Here is a 16,848-nt window from a genome sequence, read left to right on the forward strand (position 1 = left end):
CAGATAATGCAGCTTAGGATGAATGATTGATTACTTCCCAAGAACCGCCATTGGTCGGACCAATGTGTCTTAACTTACCCTCTTTTACAAGAGCTTCAAGGCGGCGCTGGACACTACTCTCATGAAGCGTTAAGATTTCTGCTATTTCAGCTCTCGTTATGGTAGGGGTCTCGGACAGCAACTCCAAAATTTGAATTTTCTGTTCGGTTTTGGTTCGGTTTTGGTTCGGTTTTGGTTCGGTTTGGTTCAGTTTTGCATCGCCCCTGATAGACATGAAAATCTCACGATAGATAATAGCTGTAACACCTCCTTGCTCTACAGTAAATTCCGGTCGTTTAAGATTCGCCTTATCAAAGGCCTTCATTATCTTTTCGTAGCCGCGTCCCCATGCCTCAATAAAACCGGCACGATAGAAAACCTGTGCCATCTTTGGATTGCGCGGTTTGGAGGTATGCTTACTCATCAGAGTCTCTACAGTATAATTTTCCGGCAACACTCCTTCATTCCATAAGCGGATATGGTCGTCATAGATACTCATCTGATTCCACGTACCAAATTGCAATTTATGGACAATGCTGTTGAAGATGATTTCACGGAGAGCATCTTCCGGAATTTCCAACGGTTCCTTTCGTTCAATGATTCGGTAAAAATTACCGAAGTAGTTGAAACTTAAGTTAATATATCGAATTGTCAAATACAAATGAATCGCCAAAGCGTTCATTATAAAAACATTAAACAATATGAACGTATTGGCGATTCTCAAAGACTTCACCTTTCGGTGTAAGTCGGTATTTGAAAATACTACAACCAAAATGAGCAAAAGGTTCCTCAACTGGCTGATTTTAACAATACGCACTGTAGCGTTGATTCCGGGCAAAGTCAATTTTACCCGGCTGTCGCGCTATGGCGGTCGTACTGCCAAGACCTTTGCCTCCAATTTCAAGACACCCGTAGACTGGATGAAAGTCAACATAGGTATGGCGCAGGATTGTTTTGGACCGTCCGATGACATGGCAGTGGCAATCGATCCGTCGTTCATTTCAAAGTCAGGCAGCCTTACATATGGCATAGGCCGATTCTGGTCAGGGGTGGCACAACGTGTAAAACGCGGTCTGGAGATAATGGCGATCGGGGCAATAAGTCTGAGTAAACATACATGTGTGATGCTCGGTGCTGTCCAGTCCCCGGACTTCAGGACTCTTGAATCTGAGAAACAAATGTCAATGCTTGACTGGTATGTGGCACTTGTCAGGTCAAAGGCGGCAGAGCTGCTCTCACTGACGGATATTCTGGTTGCCGATGCCTTTTTCTCCAAATATGAGTTTGTAAATGAAGTGATTGGCATGGGATTCCGGTTTGTCGGGAGATTACGTGCCAATTCATATCTCAGGTATCTGGCCATACCGGATTCCTCCGCCCCGCGAAGACGCGGCAGAAAGAAAAAGTATGGAGAGAAAGTGGATTTCTCCAACCTTGATATGTCCGTGTTCACTTCATTCATATATGAGGATTCCAAAGGAAACAAAACCCGATGTCACACGGCGGTCGTACATTCGAGGGCATTGAAACGCGACATCCGTATCGTGGTCTGTCCGGTTGAAAACGCAGACCCTCTTCTTTACTTCTCTACCGACACCAATATGAGACCTGAAAAGATCATCGGTTTCTACCGCACCCGCTTTCAGATTGAGTTCGGCATACGCGATGCCAAACAGTTTACAGGACTCCAGTCGCAACAGACACGCGACAAAGACCGGCTTGACTTCGCATTCAATCTTTCCTTCACTGCGCTCAATGTCTGCAAGGAGGTCATAAGGAAAGATTATCCGGATCTTTCGGTAGCGCAGTTCAAACGGCTTATGTTTGAATCTTATCTCGCCTCAACAATTATTTCGACTTGCGGAAAATCTCCGCATCTCAAAATAATTCAGAAAATAAATCATCGGTTGGCTCAGTTAGCGGCTTAGCCAAGACTGAACAACCTCAAATTTTACCGAATCATTGTCATATAATAAATATTTTTATTATGTTTACAGTATTAAAAGATAGATTGAGTGTGGAAAAGTTATCCGTTTAGATACTTTGCACTTCTTAAAATAAAGGCAGTGGCCAAGAACACTATGGGAACTAAGTTGCCCCGGAAACTGGAGCAGAAAATGGCTCTTTTGGGCGAGCAGATTAAGCTCGCCCGGCTGCGTCGTAATCTCTCGATTGCGCAGGTTGCTGAACGTGCGACCTGTTCGCCTATCACTGTGAACCGTATCGAGAAGGGCTCTCCTACGGTTTCAATCGGAATCTATGCCCGTGTTCTTTATGCTCTGCAACTTGATGACGATCTTCTTTTGATTGCCAAGGAGGATACCCTCGGACGCAATCTGCAAGATTTGAGTCTGAAACACCGTCAACGAGCATCAAAGAAGTCATAGTTCATAGACACTATGAATATATCGGCTCAAATCAAGTGCTAACATGGCAAAAATCGGCTCGAATTGAGCCGATAATCCAATAATTTTTAGTAATTTTGAGCCGATAAAACTTATCAGATATGACTCAAGAGATTGAAATCCTTCAGTTTCTTCACTACAATCCGGAGGCATCACGTGCTGAGATCGGCTCGGCATTGACCAATGCCCCAAGTCCGGCAACACTCAAACGATTGATTGCCGATGGTGTCGCCAAGGGACACATTGAGGTTGTAGGTCGTGGACCGGCTACTCGTTATAGACTTACTCCTCAGGCTCATGTGACAATGGAGCTGAACCTCGATACATACTTTGCCAAGGATGTTGACGAGCGTCAGGTGCAGGAATCGTTCAATTTTGAGCTCATAAATGAAATTCTTCCAAAGGTGGATTTATTCACCGATGATGAACTGCAACGGCTTGATGACGCACAACAACTCTTCCGTCAACACCTTTCGGAAATGTCAGAGTTAGAATATTGCAAAGAGATGGAACGTCTCGGAATCGACCTGTCTTGGAAATCTTCGCAGATAGAGGGCAACACTTATTCGTTGCTGGAAACGGAGAGACTGCTGAAAGAGAAACAAACGGCAAGCGGAAAAACCAAGGAGGAAGCCGTGATGCTACTCAATCACAAGGATGCTCTCGACTTTATTCTTGATGTGCCGGACTATCTTAAAGATTTGACAGTCGCTCGTATCGAGGAGATTCACGCGTTACTTACAAAAGAATTAGGTGTTGAGAGAAACATCCGTCACCGCCGTGTAGGTATTACTGGAACAAACTACACTCCGCTTGACAATGAGTTTCAGATTCGTGAGGCACTTGAAGATACAGTGCGACTAATCAACGGCAAGAGCAACATCTTCGAGAAAGCTCTGCTCGCGCTCGTTTTACTCAGCTATATTCAGGCGTTCACCGACGGCAACAAACGCACAGCCAGAATTGTGAGCAACGGCATTCTAATCGCCAACGGCCATTGCCCGATTTCATTCCGCACAGTGGATTCAATCGAATACAAAAAGGCTATGCTGATGTTCTACGAGCAGAACAATATCGCAGCCTTCAAACGCATCTTCATCGACCAATTCCTCTTCGCCGTCAAGACTTACTTTTAGAAAATTTATATGGAACGGTAATCAATCTTTCTTTCAAATTTGTTTCAACTATAACAACATTTCAAGATTATCATGGCAAAGAAAAAATCCAAGAATAACAGCAAGGGACAAAAGCAGCCCGCACTTTCTCCATATCGGTTCATGCGTGAAAAAGCGCGAACCCTGCCAGTTGGCAAATGTTATATCGCTCCTCCTGACTGGCTTGAATCCGGAATGGCACATATCGTAGTCACACGAGTGCGTCCGAGCGGCAATCTGGTTATGGCTTCTTTCCTCGTCGATACATTCTGTCTGGGTGTGAAGGATGCCGGTTATCACGAAAACATGACTCCATCTGATTTTGAAGAGTACCTGAACAACTATAGGAAAGGTATGGGACTTGAAGAAATCAGTTACAACGAAGCCCACAACATTATCTATGGAGCAATGGCTTTCGCTGAGGAAGGTGGCATTAAACCGTCAAAAGAGTTTGATCCGGCCGGATATATTCTGGAAGAGGATACGGATGACATACCGCTGATTGAATATGATTTCGGTAAAAACGGCAAACATTTTCTTGTTGTCAATCCTGACAGAAAGGAAATGCCATATTACCATACACTGAAGAAAAACCTTGGCGATGATTTTGAATATGTCATGCCTTACGGTGAAGACGTCGATAATGAGGACTTCGAGGATGATGACGAGGAATCTCCTTTCTCCGACATCACCTTAAAAGACGTAAAAAAGGCTCTGGACGGTATGCTTAAAATGAAAGAGGAATCCGATCGGTATCCCGATGAAAAATACACCTATCAATACCCCGATTATCCTCAGACGCTTTCCGTCAAGAACCAGTTTATAGCGGATGAGCTGCTTTCTCCTGACAATTACAGCTGTCTGCCCCGCGAGGTCATTGACCGGATTCTTGCCCTGCCGAAAGACGAAGCTGCACAAGACATCAGCAATGTCATGCTCTATTCTATCGGCAAAACATATAAAGGTATCAATGATGATACAATCGAGAGTTGGAACAACAGTGCTATTATGCACTCGCTCATACTTCTCGCCCAACTTCAAAGCGACAAGGGTCTTGATGCAGTTCTTGAGATTATGCGACAGACCGATGAGTTTGCCGACTATCATCTTGGCGACCTGACTCCGGAACTAATACACCCGGCGCTCTATGCGTGTGGCAAGGATAATATCCCTGCAATAGAAGCGTATCTGGGTCAACCGGGACTGAATTCCTATCTCCGTTCCCAAGCACCTGATGCTCTGGCAATGATAATTTTCAATCAGCCGGAAAGACGTAGCGAAATTATCGAAGTGTTCCGACGGCTTCTGAACAATATGGTTTCAAATCTTCCTGTTCAGAGAGCTTGTGACGGCACATTCGCCGGTTTTGTGATGAGCAATCTGATGGACATAGACGCGAAGGAACTCATCCCCGAAATCAAAGCCACATTCGCAACAGATTGTGTGAATAGGACCATAGCCGGAGACTGCAAAAATGTCATCAAAGACATCGAACTCAGTCGTGGAGCAATACACAATGACGAATATCAGATTCCTGACATATATGAGCAATATGAGAGTCTCAAAAAATTCATAACGAAACCAGAATAGTCCCGTTTTGTACGCTCATCTGTATGTCGCGAAAAGTCAAAGATGCGATATTCCTTTGATAATCGGATTGTTATAACTACCCTTGCATTGAGTCACTGTTGTCGGCTTGGCAATTGAAAATCGCCGAACACCTATGAAATCAGCGCGAGGTGAGGCAAATGCGGCTTGTAACGATTTAAGTAGCAGATGGTTAACAACTTACAAACGTAGAAAATTCACGTCACTTGTACGAATCAGATTTGTACTTATCTATATATCAACGTTTTAACCACCCACGCATTGACATTCGCCGACAGCTCATCGCAGAGGAAAACAACCGCGACAAGTCCGAACCGCCGGTAACGTGCTCCAACGGAGAGACCATGCGCCAGATACTGGCCCGCAGCAAACACACTCTGATGATGTCGCAGAACAAATGGACTGACATACAGCGCCATCGTGTCAACATACTGTTCAAGTACTATATAAACGTCGCTGTCAGGAGTTTGCAGCTCTTTACGTCCCCTAGATATATACAAATGGATATGACTCATTGAGTTGTATCCATTTGTTGTATTGTGATAAATCCCACTATCAGAACTTCACCCCGCCTTTCGACATCCCCGAATCATGGCAGTGGGTAAGATTAGGTGATTATGTTATAAATCGAGATGGCGAAAGAGTTCCAATCGCTTCGACGATAAGGAGCAAACAAAGTAATAAAATTTATGATTATTACGGAGCGGCAGGAGCCATTGATAAAGTGGATAACTACATCTTTGATGAACGTCTTTTATTGATTGGTGAAGATGGTGCTAATTTATTGAGCCGCACAAAGGATAATGCGTTCTTTGCGGATGGTAAGTATTGGGTTAATAATCACGCACATGTTTTAGATTCCAGTGATAAATTCCTTTTAGAATTTGTTGCCCTTTATATCAATACCATACCATTAGACGATTATATAACAGGCTCTGCACAGCCTAAACTATCGCAAGACAATCTGAATAATATACATTTGCCAATTCCCCCGATAGAAGAACAAAGGCGTATCTTAACAATGATAGAATCGTTGATGTCTATTATTTGTGAAATTAGGGAATCTAAACAGCAATTATCTCAGTCTATAGCATTAACGAAATCCAAGATCCTTGACCTCGCGATGCAGGGAAAGCTCGTGCCGCAAGACCCGGCGGACGAGCCTGCCACCGAGATGCTCCGTCGCGTCAATCCAAAGGCAAAGATAATAACGGATAACCCACATTATCCGCAATTGCCGGATAACTGGGTGCTGACCAGAATCAAAGATGTATTTGAAATCAATCCGAAGAACAAGGCTTCGGATAATATTCAAGCAGGCTTTGTTCCGATGGCGTCAATCCATGACGGCTACTCTAACAAATTTCGTTATGATGTAAAACAGTGGGGTGAAATAAAATCAGGATTCACACATTTTGCAGACGGAGATATTGCGGTAGCCAAAATATCACCATGTTTGGAGAATCGAAAATCTATGATTCTACGAGATCTCCCAAATGGGATTGGCGCAGGAACAACAGAACTGCTCATATTCAGAAGCACAATATTGATTCCTGAGTTCTCATTACTATTCTTCAAGTCAGATAACTTCATTAAATGTTGTACGGGAACTTTTAATGGAGTTGTTGGCCAACAAAGAGTTGGAAAATCAATCGTTGAGGATATACATATCCCGATACCACCATTGAACACACAGCGTGCTATTATTGAACGTGTTCAAGGGTGGTTTAATTGTTTGGATAATATTATCGTTAGTCTATTGAAATAGAGAGATTTGATAATAATTCTGAAATTTTGCTTAATTTCTGAGTGATACGCTTCTGTTCATTTATAGGAGGAATGGGTATAATACCTTTACGAGCATCGGTGGTGCTTAATCGAGGCATCTTAACTCCATAACAACATTCAGCAGTATAAGAGAGAAAGAATGGCGAACGTAGCCATGCGCAGAGATATTCAGGTATAACACAATCGTAGGATTTTACCGGGATTATCTCTGTGGTGCAATAACCATCTGTCGGAGCTACCAATACTTTGTTGAGATAGGTTCGGAGTTTTGAGTATAGAACATCGCCCTTGACGAATCTATGTCGAACTCCATTGACTGTTCTATCTTTCTTAGACCTCTGAGCAACAACGCACCCACTATCTTTTTCGATATCTTCCAATTCAAGTATCCACTCAGAAAGGGCAATTTCATCAACGTTAACATTCTCTGAATAGCCATAATCACAGACCGAATCAATGGTGGTCAGCACCCAGTTATCCGGCAATTGCGGATAATGTGGGTTATCCGTTATTATCTTTGCCTTTGGATTGACGCGACGGAGCATCTCGGCGGCAGGCTCGTCCGCCGGGTCTTGCGGCACGAGTTTGCCCTGCATCGCAAGATCAAGGATCTTGGACTTCAGATTGGCAATACTTTCACTCAGATTTTTTTTACTTTGGTCGATACCATCTATAACACCTACGATAGAATGAAATGCTGAAATTATTCGACTTTGTTCTTCTTTTGGCGGTAAAGGTAAGATAAAGTCTAATAGCATCTTTTGCGTAATTTGATTGATAGCTGTAGAGTTAGATTCATCCAAATAGCTATTAAAATACGCAGAATCCAATAAAAGCTTTATCCACGGATTATAACAACTACGACATACAGCCATGAAAGCACCAAATGAAGTGGGACGTTCTAAATTTTCAATGATAACATTTTTCCCGACTAATCTTCTGCTGCCATTTCGAGCGCATATTAAAAGGTCTCCGTTGTTAAGATATTGTTTCTCAAGTATAGGGCAAGACACATAAACAATATCGTCCAAACAGATTTTGTTATCCCTGATATTATTAGAACGATAAACAGGGACACCATCATCTACGATGTCCTGAGGCGAGTATGTTAATCCAATATTCGATGATGCTATTTCATCTATTTTAACCCACTGCCATGATTCGGGGATGTCGAAAGGCGGGGTGAAGTTCTGATAGTGGGATTTATCGGTAGATTTTTTTGCTTTGGGGCGTTTGAGTTTGCCCTCGGCTATGAGACGTTCCTTCTCGGCGCGGATGCGGTCGAGAAGGACGGATGCCGGTTCGTCATTGGGGTCTTGTGGCAGGAGTTTACCACGGATGGCGAGGTCGAGTATGCGCTGGCGTAGTTTCTGAGTATCCATAATTGTCACTTATTACGATAAATCTCATCAAGGGTCTGTCCCTTATCGTTTTTCCATTCTACCCAGCCATTTGAGCTGCATCCTCCGCAAATGCTCGCAGCTGTACTTGGACTTGAAAATGAAATATCGGATGTCAAAACCGGGTTGCCATTTTCATTTGTCTGAGAGTAATCCTTGATAATCATTTCCCGTCTTTCGATGGTATGGCAAGAGTTTACAGTATCTTTGGATAATATACTCCCTCGCAATACAGTAAAGCCATTTCCATCATACACACCTTTTGCATTTGCGCCTCTACGCTTAAAATGGAAAACGGGTAGTTGATTAACCGAAGCTGTTTCAAAAATGCTTATCCCAATAAAAGATGTCAGGAATTTGATGTCCTCGAAGAACTCATCCATAGCATCTTTCTGATATTCCGGAAGGTTCGGTTCTTTCGGAGTCTGCTTGTTTTCCTGAAGACCATATCGGTTGATATTCTTTGCCTGTTGCACGGCAAGATATTCCAGATATTGCACATCTGTTTTGGTCATATCCGCATCTTTTGAAACGAATATAAGAGCTTTCTGCCAAAAGGTTTTCTTTTGGTCATGGTCTTTTACCCTCTCCCTGAAGTTTTCGGTTTCTCCAATATAAGCCTGCGGTTTTGCCATTTCATCTTCGCCAATAAGAATATAGAATGCCGGCTTGTGTAGTTTCTTCTGTTTGTCGAGATAGTCAAGATTTGAACGTGGCACGACAAACATCTGGCATATCTTATTGCTGATAAAAGCATAGCGGGTTCCTTTGGGATCTCCGTCCACGAGGTATGTAGTTACTGTCTTACCCATGGCTTATTCGTTGACTTCGTTAAGGTTAAGCTCGGAAAACAATTCCTTTAACTGAGCGACCGCAGAGGCTATGTTGTTGCTTTTTGTTTCAATGTCAGCCATTAGCTCGGCAAGGGTGCGGTCGTCGGTGTCCTCGATTTTCATCCATGTGATGTCAAGCGAGGTCTTGTCGCGTTTGAGCAGATCTTCAGCCGGATATTTGCGCCAGCGTCCGTTTGGTTCGGTCTCGGCGTTGTACGTTTCCGTTCGTGCCGAAATGTTGTCGGGATTATAACAGGACACGAAATCGTTAAGGTGGCGGCGTTCGAGCTTGTTGTTGGCGAGAGTATGTTTCACTCCGGTGCGGTAGTCGTAGAACCATACATCGCGTGTAGGCTCACCTTTGGTAAAGAACAGTACGTTTGCCTTAACTCCCTGAGCATAAAATATACCGGTGGGAAGACGCAGAATTGTGTGGAGATTGAAATCTGTCAGCAATTTGCGGCGTATCGCTTCGCCTGAACCCTCGAAAAGAACATTGTCAGGCAGCACGACAGCGGCACTACCGCCATTGCGGAGCGACATCATGATATGTTGCAGAAAGTTGAGCTGATTGTTCTTTGTCTCAGTGATGAAGTCATCGCGCTGAATATCGACCGAACCGGCAGGGCGTGTGCCGAACGGTGGATTTGCGAGTATGACATCAAAAAGTTTCTCGGGCTGCTTTTCGAGAGAGTCTGCACAAATGATAGGACTGCGGTCAGTGCCGATACCATGCAGATAGAGGTTCATTGAAGCGAGGGTGACAACAAGTGCGGTGTTATCAGTTCCGCTCAATGCCTCGTTTCGCAGAAACTCCCGTTTCTCCTTGTCCTGACTCTGATTTTTCATATAATCGAATGCGGCAAGGAGGAAGCCGCCGGTGCCACAAGCCGGGTCACAGACTGTTTCGGTTATTTTAGGGCGGGCGCAATCAACCATTGCCTTGATAAGGGGGCGAGGTGTAAAATATTGACCAGCACCGCTCTTCTTGTCCTGACCGTTACGTTCCAAAATGCTTTCGTAAATAGCACCCTTCACGTCGCCTTCGAGAAGCCAGTCTTCCTCATCTATCATCGTGATGACCTTTTTGAGATAGACCGGTTTGTCAATCTTGTTCTGAGCTTTTGTGAAGATTGTGCCGATAAGATTATCCTGACGACTCAAAAAATCGAGCGTTTCTTCATATTGCATTAGAAGGTCTGTTCCGTCGAGAGCAGTCAGTTCTTCCCACTGATACCCCTCCGGTATGGCCGATTCCTCGCCGAGTTCACGGTTCTCCTTATCCATTTTCAGAAAAAGGAGATATGTCAATTGAGTTATGTAGTCAGTAAAGCCTACACCCTGACCTGAAAGGGTCGTGGCGAGGGTCCATACTTTTTTTATGATTGATTGTTCTGTATTGTTTGCCATTGCCGAGTTAAATTTTAGGCTACATTTCTGTGATAGATTATGAATCCGGCGAGAGACAAAAGAGCCTTGTTCGCTTCTGTGAGATTGCCAAATGCTTTAACAAGCTGAGCCGCCTGAGATTTGTCTTCCTCTCTGATATCCTTTATAGTTACAGCTCCATTTGATGCTATATACCTTACAACCTGCTTGATGACCTCAATCTGCTTGTCGGAGATATTACGCTGAAGCTGACCGTACCAGAGGTTGAAATACTGGTTGGCCGACGAACAGAGCGAGTCGAGGCGGTCAATCTGACCGAGGGCATAACGCACAAGCTGGATTATATTTGTCAATGCCTCCTTCTCCTCTTGTGTTGAGCGTGGCTTTACCTTCTCGCGATTGAGAAGAGAATAACAATTCCAGAGTTGAGAGACATTGAACTGGGAGTTTGCCCTGCGAAGCTGGACTGAGAGGTCGCGAAGCATTGAATAGGTCAACGGTTCGCCGGAGTTATTATAGATTATGCGCAATGCTTCAATCTCATCAGCATGTGTCTTGCAGTAATCCTCAAATGCGGAAGTCGTTTCCTGTGCTTCCTCCATAGAGAATCCTTTGGATATAAGGGTATCCTCACCGGGCATCAAGGTTTTGATGAAACCTGCGTTGAGAGTAAGCAGAAGCTCACGCGCCTTCGGATTATTTGCCAACGGCGCAAACAGACCTTTACGATCTAAATTAGGCTCATTGACATTGCGATACGGAGGCAACGATGGAGACGTTTCGGGGTCGATTGCCTTGAACATCCTTTCCGAAAGATCGGCCATAGTTATGCCGTGGGTCAGTTCAGTAAATTCATTGCGCTGTCCCTCGGTAGATTTGGAAGAAATACGAGCCAATCGAGCTGCCAGAAGTTTGAAATAACCGTCAGGAAGTTCGCCGTGCGTCATACGTTCAAGGAGTTTCTTGAATGTTATTGTCTCGGTCGGGCCTTCATCTTCTCCGGGAGCCGGAACTGTCTTTTCAGATTCAGTAACGCCGACAGCATCCACCAGAAAGAAGCAGTCCTTGCTGAAAGCATTCGGGGTCACGTTTCGCAGCACATCATCACCGATGGTGCGTGTGCCTCGTCCCTTCATCTGGATATACAGTGGTTCTGAGCGGACATCACGCATGAAAATCAGGACTTCAAGCGGCTTTACATCCGTGCCGGTGGCAACGAGAGTACAGGTAACGGCAATGCGGAACTCCTTGTCGTTTCGGAAAGAGCGGATAAGAGCATCGCTGTCGCCGGAGGAATACGTTATTTTCTGTACGAACTTATCATCATCTTCCTTGCCGAACACCTCTTTGACAATCTTGACAATGTTGTTGGCATGAGCCTCGTTGAGGGCGAATATCAATGTCTTGGGCAGGTAGCCAAAATTTAGTTCCCGCTGCGGCTCAATAAACATTTCAGAATAAACGGCATCCTTATATGTCTGTAGGATAAGCTTAATTTGAGCCGGATTGATAATGGAGCGGTTCAGTTCCTCCTTTGTGTAGTTCTGCGATTCGCGGTTGGTGATAGTCTCTACCTTGCCTGTGTAGCGTGTCACCTGACGCAGTTTGTCTCCGACACGGATTGCTCCACCGTTTTCTGTTTCCTGAGTCTTGATACGATAGATTCTTGCGCCTACATTGACACCATCGACTATTGATTTTTCAAGAGTGTAGTTGACAACGATATTGTTGTTGAAGAATGCCTTGGTTTCGGGCACGGGGGTTGCTGTCAGGCCAATCAACCGTGCGGTATTGAAATATTCAAGCACTTTCTTCCAGTTGCCGTAAATAGACCTGTGACATTCGTCTATAACGATGAGGTCGAAATAATCCTGCGGCAAAGCCGGATTCGGAGGGAGGATTATGTCTTCGGTAGTGCCGGATTCCTCGTCATCGTCATTATCGGTCGTAATCGGCTCACCTTTCAGAAAAGCGAAGAGTCGCTGAATGGTAGAAATTACAACATTGGCATCCTTTGGTATGACTGCAGATTTAAGGCGGGACACACCAAATATAGTATTAAACGGGTCTCCTGTCTCTGTCAGTCTGTAAGTGCCAAATTCGCCCTCAGCCTGCTTTCCAAGGTTATTACGGTCAACCAGGAAAAGGACTCGCCGCATTTTTGCATAATTCAAAAAGCGATAGGCCGCTGTTACAGCAGTATATGTCTTGCCTGCACCGGTTGCCAATACCATTAAAGCGCGATTCTGACCGGCGCGGAACGATTTTTCAAGTTCGGTGATTGCTTCAAACTGACAGTCACGGAGTCCGCGTTTCTTCACCACCGGGAGACCTGCAAACTGATCTTCTATTCCAAGCATCTTGACAATCTCTTTCGGAGAATGGATGCGGTTTATCTCATCGTAGGCCGAGTCTTCCTTTTCTTGATTCTTGAAAAGGACAGATTCGCCATTGGATAGATAAACGAGAGGCAAGGGATTGGAATGGGTCTGATAACAGCAGGGGACGGCACGAGTGTAGTGCTCGGCTTGTTCAGCAACATAATCAGCCGTAATATCAACTTCTTTACGTTTGGCTTCGAGCACACCAACCGCTTTTCCGTTTATAAAGAGGAAATAGTCAGCTTCAAGATTGTTCTCAAGCAATCCCTCCCGTATAGCTACGGCAGTTGCGGCCGGTGTATAATGGTCGCGGTCGGTGACCTCCCAACCTGCGTCCTCAAACCAGCGGTCAATCTTGACTCTTGCTTTTTCTTCCGGTGTCATGTTCCTATATCTTTATATTATCGGAAGTTGTAGTTCAAAAAAACAATCGCATATCACTATTCCCCATAGCTTAACTCCGGCTCTGATGCAATGGCTGAATCATTTGGATTCAAAAGCGTGCGAACATCAATATGCAGACACTCGGCAATATCGTGAAGCGTTTCCAGTGAAGGTTGAGCGGTGTTCGTACACCATTTTGAAACCGTTGCAGGGTCTTTGCCGAGTTCTCGCGCAAGCCAAAGATTGGTCTTGTGCTGCTCTGCAAGCACTACTTTGATCCGGTTGATATATTTTGCCATAGTCAATGTGATTTGCGAATTATGCAAATTTAGTGAAAAATTCTGAAACCACAATGGAAAAGACCAATTTTCGGAGTAAAAAGCGTTCCAAAGCCCAATGAGTCGGGGCTTCGCATGGAATGTATCATAAAAAATGTATGAATGGCGTAACTTCTTCATTTACCTTTGATGCCCTGTGGTATTATCCATTGTAATGACTAAAAGCAACACTCAGGTATGAATAAGGTGATTTCAGTTATCGTGGCACTCATAGTGACATTTAACGCCCTCGCTGTCGATCCGGCAGGAGCAAGAATTGATCGAGACGGAGGCATGGATATTCCAACTCCTATCTTGATAATAGGTTTGATAATTGCTACAATAGGATGCTTCGCATTGGGGTTGAGCAAGAACAAAGACGGCAAAAGGGACTCCTCCGGTATGATTGGGCTGGGTGTCCTTGGCGTTGTCGGCCTAATAGTAGCATTTAATCATATATGCTGAAACATGTAAAATGGTAAAGGACACAAAAGGGCGACAAATAGACCTTAATCAATTAAAACTGTCCAAAGTGTTTGCCACTTTGGACAGTTTATTCTTAACTTTACCTACAAATAACCATTATCAAGATAACCTGTATGAACCACCGATTATCCATTCTTCTCCTGCTTGTATCCTATGCAGCCATCACATGCGGTCAAATCGTCTTTCCCTCTCCCAACCAAGTGGAAATGAAAAAAGGCAAACTCACCTTACGAAAGAACATTTCCATGTACGCTGCGGACACCACCGCATTTTACGTAAGCCTTTTGCGTAGCGAAGTGCTCCGCAACTCTTCCGTCAAATGGCAGTCCAACGCATCGACCGCTCACATCTGCTGGATGAACGACACGTCGCTTCCGCCCGAAGGATATAAGATAAGCATCAATCCGAAACAGATGACCATAACCGCCTCCTGCGAAAGAGGGTTCGTCTACGCCGTGCAGACTTTGCGTCAATGGGTTTCGGGCCCGGCCGGGAAACTTACCTTTGCCTGTGCCGACATCACCGACTCCCCCAGTATGCAATGGCGCTGTTTTATGCTGGATTCCGGACGCCAGTACCAACGGGTATCCACCATCAAAAAGTACATCGACATGGCTTCCCTGCTTAAAATGAACTATTTCCACTGGCATCTGACGGAAGGGTTGGGATGGCGGATAGAAATCAAGCGGTATCCGCGCCTTGCCCAAATAGGAGGTTCGGTAGGAAAGGCAGAAGAACAACACGGATTCTACACACAGGAAGAGATACGTGAAGTAATCAGCTATGCCAGCCAGCGCAATATCACCATCGTGCCCGAGATAGATATGCCGGGACACGCGGAAGCTGCTCTTTCTGCCCATTCGGAGTTGGGCTGCTTCGGGCTGCCCGTCGAAGTGCCTCAACATGGATTCACCCAAAACATATTCTGTGCCGGAAAAGATGAGGTGCTGACTTTCCTGAAAAACGTATTGGACGAAGTATGTGAACTATTCCCATCCCCCTACATCCATTTGGGAGGAGACGAAGCACCAAAGGGGAATTGGAACAAATGTGAAGACTGCCAAAAGAGAATAGCAGCGTTGAATCTGAAAGACAGTCACGACCTCCAACTATGGTTCTCCGCACAGATGGCAAACCACTTGAAGCAAAAGGGACGCAAAGCCATCTTCTGGGGAGATGTCGTATATCAGGACGGATATCCGCTGCCCGACAATACAGTCATCCAATGGTGGAACTACCGTGGACATAAAGACTTAGCGCTCCGCAATGCACTCAAACACAACTACCCGGTCATTTGCAGCTCCAACTACTATACGTATCTCAACTTTCCGCTCACTCCGTGGCGGGGATATGCAAAAGAACGCACGTTCGACTTGAAAGACTTGTATTTGAACAATCCTTCAAACAAGGCTTGCAATGAAAAGAATCCTTTGATTCTCGGCATGAGCTGCGCATTATGGACAGACGACGTAGTGACGGAACGCATGATAGACCAACGCCTGTTTCCCCGCATCATCGGACTGGCAGAACAGATGTGGTATCAGGGAGAGCCACTGGACTTTGCCCGTTTCTATGAGCACGTGCTTCAAAAGAAAGAATGGTTCGAACAGCAAGGATATGAATTCGGGCCGGCTTTAAAAAGCGAAGTGCCGCAAGATTACAAATGGGATTAAAAAAAGAATATCATGAATAAAAGGAACTTATTTATCGGTGTTTCCGCCCTATGCGGCAGTTATCTACAAGGGCTGACTTTACATACACAACCCAACATTATTTATATTTTAATGGACGATCTGGCAACTATTTCATGAATTACTTTATTGGTTTACTATATTAGACTCTTATGCTTGATGATGTTCACAGATAGACTTAATCGTTCAATAAGTACAGCTTATCATACTTTTATTTGATGACATTAAGAATTATTCTTATTTTTGCGCAAAAGTTTATTATGTCAGACTATGGAACTAAAAGATATAATGAAAGAGCGACGAGAAATCCTTTCTCTGACCCAACAGGATCTTGCGGAGATGGCGCAAGTCGGGCTTGCCACGATCAAGGACATTGAGCGTGGCAAGGGTAATCCCGCGCTCAACACCGTAAAGAAGATTCTTGATGTACTCGGCATTGAGATTGAATATCGCATAAGGCAGACAGTATGAAACAGCTTGAAGTTTATTTCAATGATATAAAGGCCGGGATTCTTTCCGAGCAGAATCCCGGAACCGGGTATTCTTTCCAATATGATGAGGAATATCTCAAATCTGCCATGCCACCAATATCGGCAACTTTACCAAAGAAAGTCACAGCATATAGTTCTGAACATCTATTCCCTTTTTTCTCAAATATGCTTCCTGAGGGAGCCAACCGTCGCGTTATATGCCGCATCCTGAAGATTGACGAAAATGACTTTTTCGGACTACTTGAAACAATGGCCGACAGAGATTTCATAGGAGCTGTAAATGTAAGGAGGATAAAAAATGATTGAAATTAGGAACTGCCCGTCTTCTCTCATAGAGGGATTCGATACATACAGCCCCAAGGCCGCTAAATCTCTTTTCGGAAGGATTAAAGTGAATCCTATACTCGGGTTTGATATTGACGAGTTCCGAAACGTTGGAGAAAAAGTTTTCTTTCAGAAAAGATGAGACGCAATTACGTCCG

General features: G+C 44.6%; 16 protein-coding genes. 10 read left to right on the forward strand and 6 right to left on the reverse strand.

The window, feature by feature from the left end; translation table 11 throughout:
- Positions 1-13: 13 nt before the first annotated feature.
- Complete coding sequence (locus NF347_RS08260) at positions 14-619, reverse strand: ATP-binding protein (RefSeq protein WP_237613072.1); 606 nt, start codon at positions 617-619, stop codon at positions 14-16.
- A gap of 193 nt (positions 620-812) precedes the next feature.
- On the opposite strand from NF347_RS08260, the gene NF347_RS08265 reads away from it, so the two are divergent.
- From NF347_RS08265 to NF347_RS08290, 6 genes are all read left to right on the forward strand, one after another.
- Positions 813-1,967 carry a transposase gene (locus tag NF347_RS08265; protein WP_107681985.1) on the forward strand — a complete coding sequence of 385 codons (1,155 nt, stop codon included), beginning with the start codon at positions 813-815 and terminating at the stop codon, positions 1,965-1,967.
- A gap of 138 nt (positions 1,968-2,105) precedes the next feature.
- Positions 2,106-2,426, forward strand: a complete 321-nt coding sequence (locus NF347_RS08270) for a helix-turn-helix domain-containing protein (protein WP_107681856.1) — start codon at positions 2,106-2,108, stop codon at positions 2,424-2,426.
- A 119-nt stretch (positions 2,427-2,545) separates the two neighbouring features.
- Positions 2,546-3,580, forward strand: coding sequence for a Fic family protein (locus NF347_RS08275; protein ID WP_107681854.1), 1,035 nt, complete (start codon positions 2,546-2,548; stop codon positions 3,578-3,580).
- 72 nt (positions 3,581-3,652) lie between these two features.
- Positions 3,653-5,188 carry a DUF1186 domain-containing protein gene (locus NF347_RS08280; protein WP_107681855.1) on the forward strand — a complete coding sequence of 512 codons (1,536 nt, stop codon included), beginning with the start codon at positions 3,653-3,655 and terminating at the stop codon, positions 5,186-5,188.
- A 239-nt stretch (positions 5,189-5,427) separates the two neighbouring features.
- Positions 5,428-5,724, forward strand: a complete 297-nt coding sequence (locus NF347_RS08285) for a hypothetical protein (RefSeq protein ID WP_133165557.1) — start codon at positions 5,428-5,430, stop codon at positions 5,722-5,724.
- Complete coding sequence (locus tag NF347_RS08290) at positions 5,721-6,974, forward strand: restriction endonuclease subunit S (RefSeq protein WP_107036518.1); 1,254 nt, start codon at positions 5,721-5,723, stop codon at positions 6,972-6,974. The genes NF347_RS08285 and NF347_RS08290 overlap by 4 nt, the downstream gene beginning before the upstream one ends.
- Here the strand turns inward: NF347_RS08290 and NF347_RS08295 are convergent.
- The 5 genes from NF347_RS08295 to NF347_RS08315 are packed head-to-tail and all read right to left on the reverse strand — an operon-like array spanning position 6,958 to position 13,680.
- On the reverse strand, positions 6,958-8,376 hold the full coding sequence (locus tag NF347_RS08295; RefSeq protein WP_107036519.1) for a restriction endonuclease subunit S: 1,419 nt from the start codon (positions 8,374-8,376) through the stop codon (positions 6,958-6,960). The genes NF347_RS08290 and NF347_RS08295 overlap by 17 nt on opposite strands.
- Before the next feature lie 5 nt (positions 8,377-8,381).
- Positions 8,382-9,206, reverse strand: a complete 825-nt coding sequence (locus tag NF347_RS08300; RefSeq protein ID WP_107036520.1) for a GIY-YIG nuclease family protein — start codon at positions 9,204-9,206, stop codon at positions 8,382-8,384.
- A gap of 3 nt (positions 9,207-9,209) precedes the next feature.
- Positions 9,210-10,637, reverse strand: a complete 1,428-nt coding sequence (locus NF347_RS08305; RefSeq protein WP_107036521.1) for a type I restriction-modification system subunit M — start codon at positions 10,635-10,637, stop codon at positions 9,210-9,212.
- Positions 10,638-10,651: 14 nt separating this feature from the next.
- Positions 10,652-13,381, reverse strand: a complete 2,730-nt coding sequence (locus tag NF347_RS08310; RefSeq protein WP_107036522.1) for a type I restriction endonuclease subunit R — start codon at positions 13,379-13,381, stop codon at positions 10,652-10,654.
- A 56-nt stretch (positions 13,382-13,437) separates the two neighbouring features.
- The gene (locus NF347_RS08315) at positions 13,438-13,680 is read right to left on the reverse strand and encodes a helix-turn-helix transcriptional regulator (protein WP_107036557.1); all 243 of its coding nucleotides are present in this window, start codon (positions 13,678-13,680) and stop codon (positions 13,438-13,440) included.
- Between the two features lie 216 nt (positions 13,681-13,896).
- Here NF347_RS08315 and NF347_RS08320 point away from each other — a divergent pair, with 216 nt between their 5' ends.
- From NF347_RS08320 to NF347_RS08335, 4 genes are all read left to right on the forward strand, one after another.
- A complete protein-coding gene (locus NF347_RS08320) occupies positions 13,897-14,163 on the forward strand; it encodes a hypothetical protein (protein WP_107036523.1) in 267 nt (88 codons plus the stop codon).
- Positions 14,164-14,297: 134 nt separating this feature from the next.
- Entirely contained in the window at positions 14,298-15,857 is a 1,560-nt protein-coding gene (locus NF347_RS08325) for a beta-N-acetylhexosaminidase (RefSeq protein ID WP_107036524.1), read from the forward strand.
- A 288-nt stretch (positions 15,858-16,145) separates the two neighbouring features.
- Positions 16,146-16,346 carry a helix-turn-helix domain-containing protein gene (locus NF347_RS08330; RefSeq protein ID WP_107036525.1) on the forward strand — a complete coding sequence of 67 codons (201 nt, stop codon included), beginning with the start codon at positions 16,146-16,148 and terminating at the stop codon, positions 16,344-16,346.
- Positions 16,343-16,672 carry a HipA N-terminal domain-containing protein gene (locus NF347_RS08335; protein ID WP_107036526.1) on the forward strand — a complete coding sequence of 110 codons (330 nt, stop codon included), beginning with the start codon at positions 16,343-16,345 and terminating at the stop codon, positions 16,670-16,672. The genes NF347_RS08330 and NF347_RS08335 overlap by 4 nt, the downstream gene beginning before the upstream one ends.
- The last annotated feature ends 176 nt before the right edge of the window (positions 16,673-16,848 follow it).

The sequence above is a fragment of the Paramuribaculum intestinale genome (assembly GCF_030759015.1).
GTDB classification, from domain to species: Bacteria; Bacteroidota; Bacteroidia; order Bacteroidales; family Muribaculaceae; genus Paramuribaculum; species Paramuribaculum intestinale.

Bases quoted from the DNA above. Each gene is read 5' to 3' on its own strand.
- NF347_RS08265 (WP_107681985.1), top strand. From the start codon at position 813: ATGAGCAAAAGGTTCCTCAACTGGCTGATTTTAACAATACGCACTGTA.
- NF347_RS08275 (WP_107681854.1), top strand. From the start codon at position 2,546: ATGACTCAAGAGATTGAAATCCTTCAGTTTCTTCACTACAATCCGGAG.
- NF347_RS08280 (WP_107681855.1), top strand. From the start codon at position 3,653: ATGGCAAAGAAAAAATCCAAGAATAACAGCAAGGGACAAAAGCAGCCC.
- NF347_RS08295 (WP_107036519.1), bottom strand. From the start codon at position 8,376: ATGGATACTCAGAAACTACGCCAGCGCATACTCGACCTCGCCATCCGT.
- NF347_RS08300 (WP_107036520.1), bottom strand. From the start codon at position 9,206: ATGGGTAAGACAGTAACTACATACCTCGTGGACGGAGATCCCAAAGGA.
- NF347_RS08305 (WP_107036521.1), bottom strand. From the start codon at position 10,637: ATGGCAAACAATACAGAACAATCAATCATAAAAAAAGTATGGACCCTC.
- NF347_RS08310 (WP_107036522.1), bottom strand. From the start codon at position 13,381: ATGACACCGGAAGAAAAAGCAAGAGTCAAGATTGACCGCTGGTTTGAG.
- NF347_RS08315 (WP_107036557.1), bottom strand. From the start codon at position 13,680: ATGGCAAAATATATCAACCGGATCAAAGTAGTGCTTGCAGAGCAGCAC.
- NF347_RS08320 (WP_107036523.1), top strand. From the start codon at position 13,897: ATGAATAAGGTGATTTCAGTTATCGTGGCACTCATAGTGACATTTAAC.
- NF347_RS08325 (WP_107036524.1), top strand. From the start codon at position 14,298: ATGAACCACCGATTATCCATTCTTCTCCTGCTTGTATCCTATGCAGCC.
- NF347_RS08330 (WP_107036525.1), top strand. From the start codon at position 16,146: ATGGAACTAAAAGATATAATGAAAGAGCGACGAGAAATCCTTTCTCTG.
- NF347_RS08335 (WP_107036526.1), top strand. From the start codon at position 16,343: ATGAAACAGCTTGAAGTTTATTTCAATGATATAAAGGCCGGGATTCTT.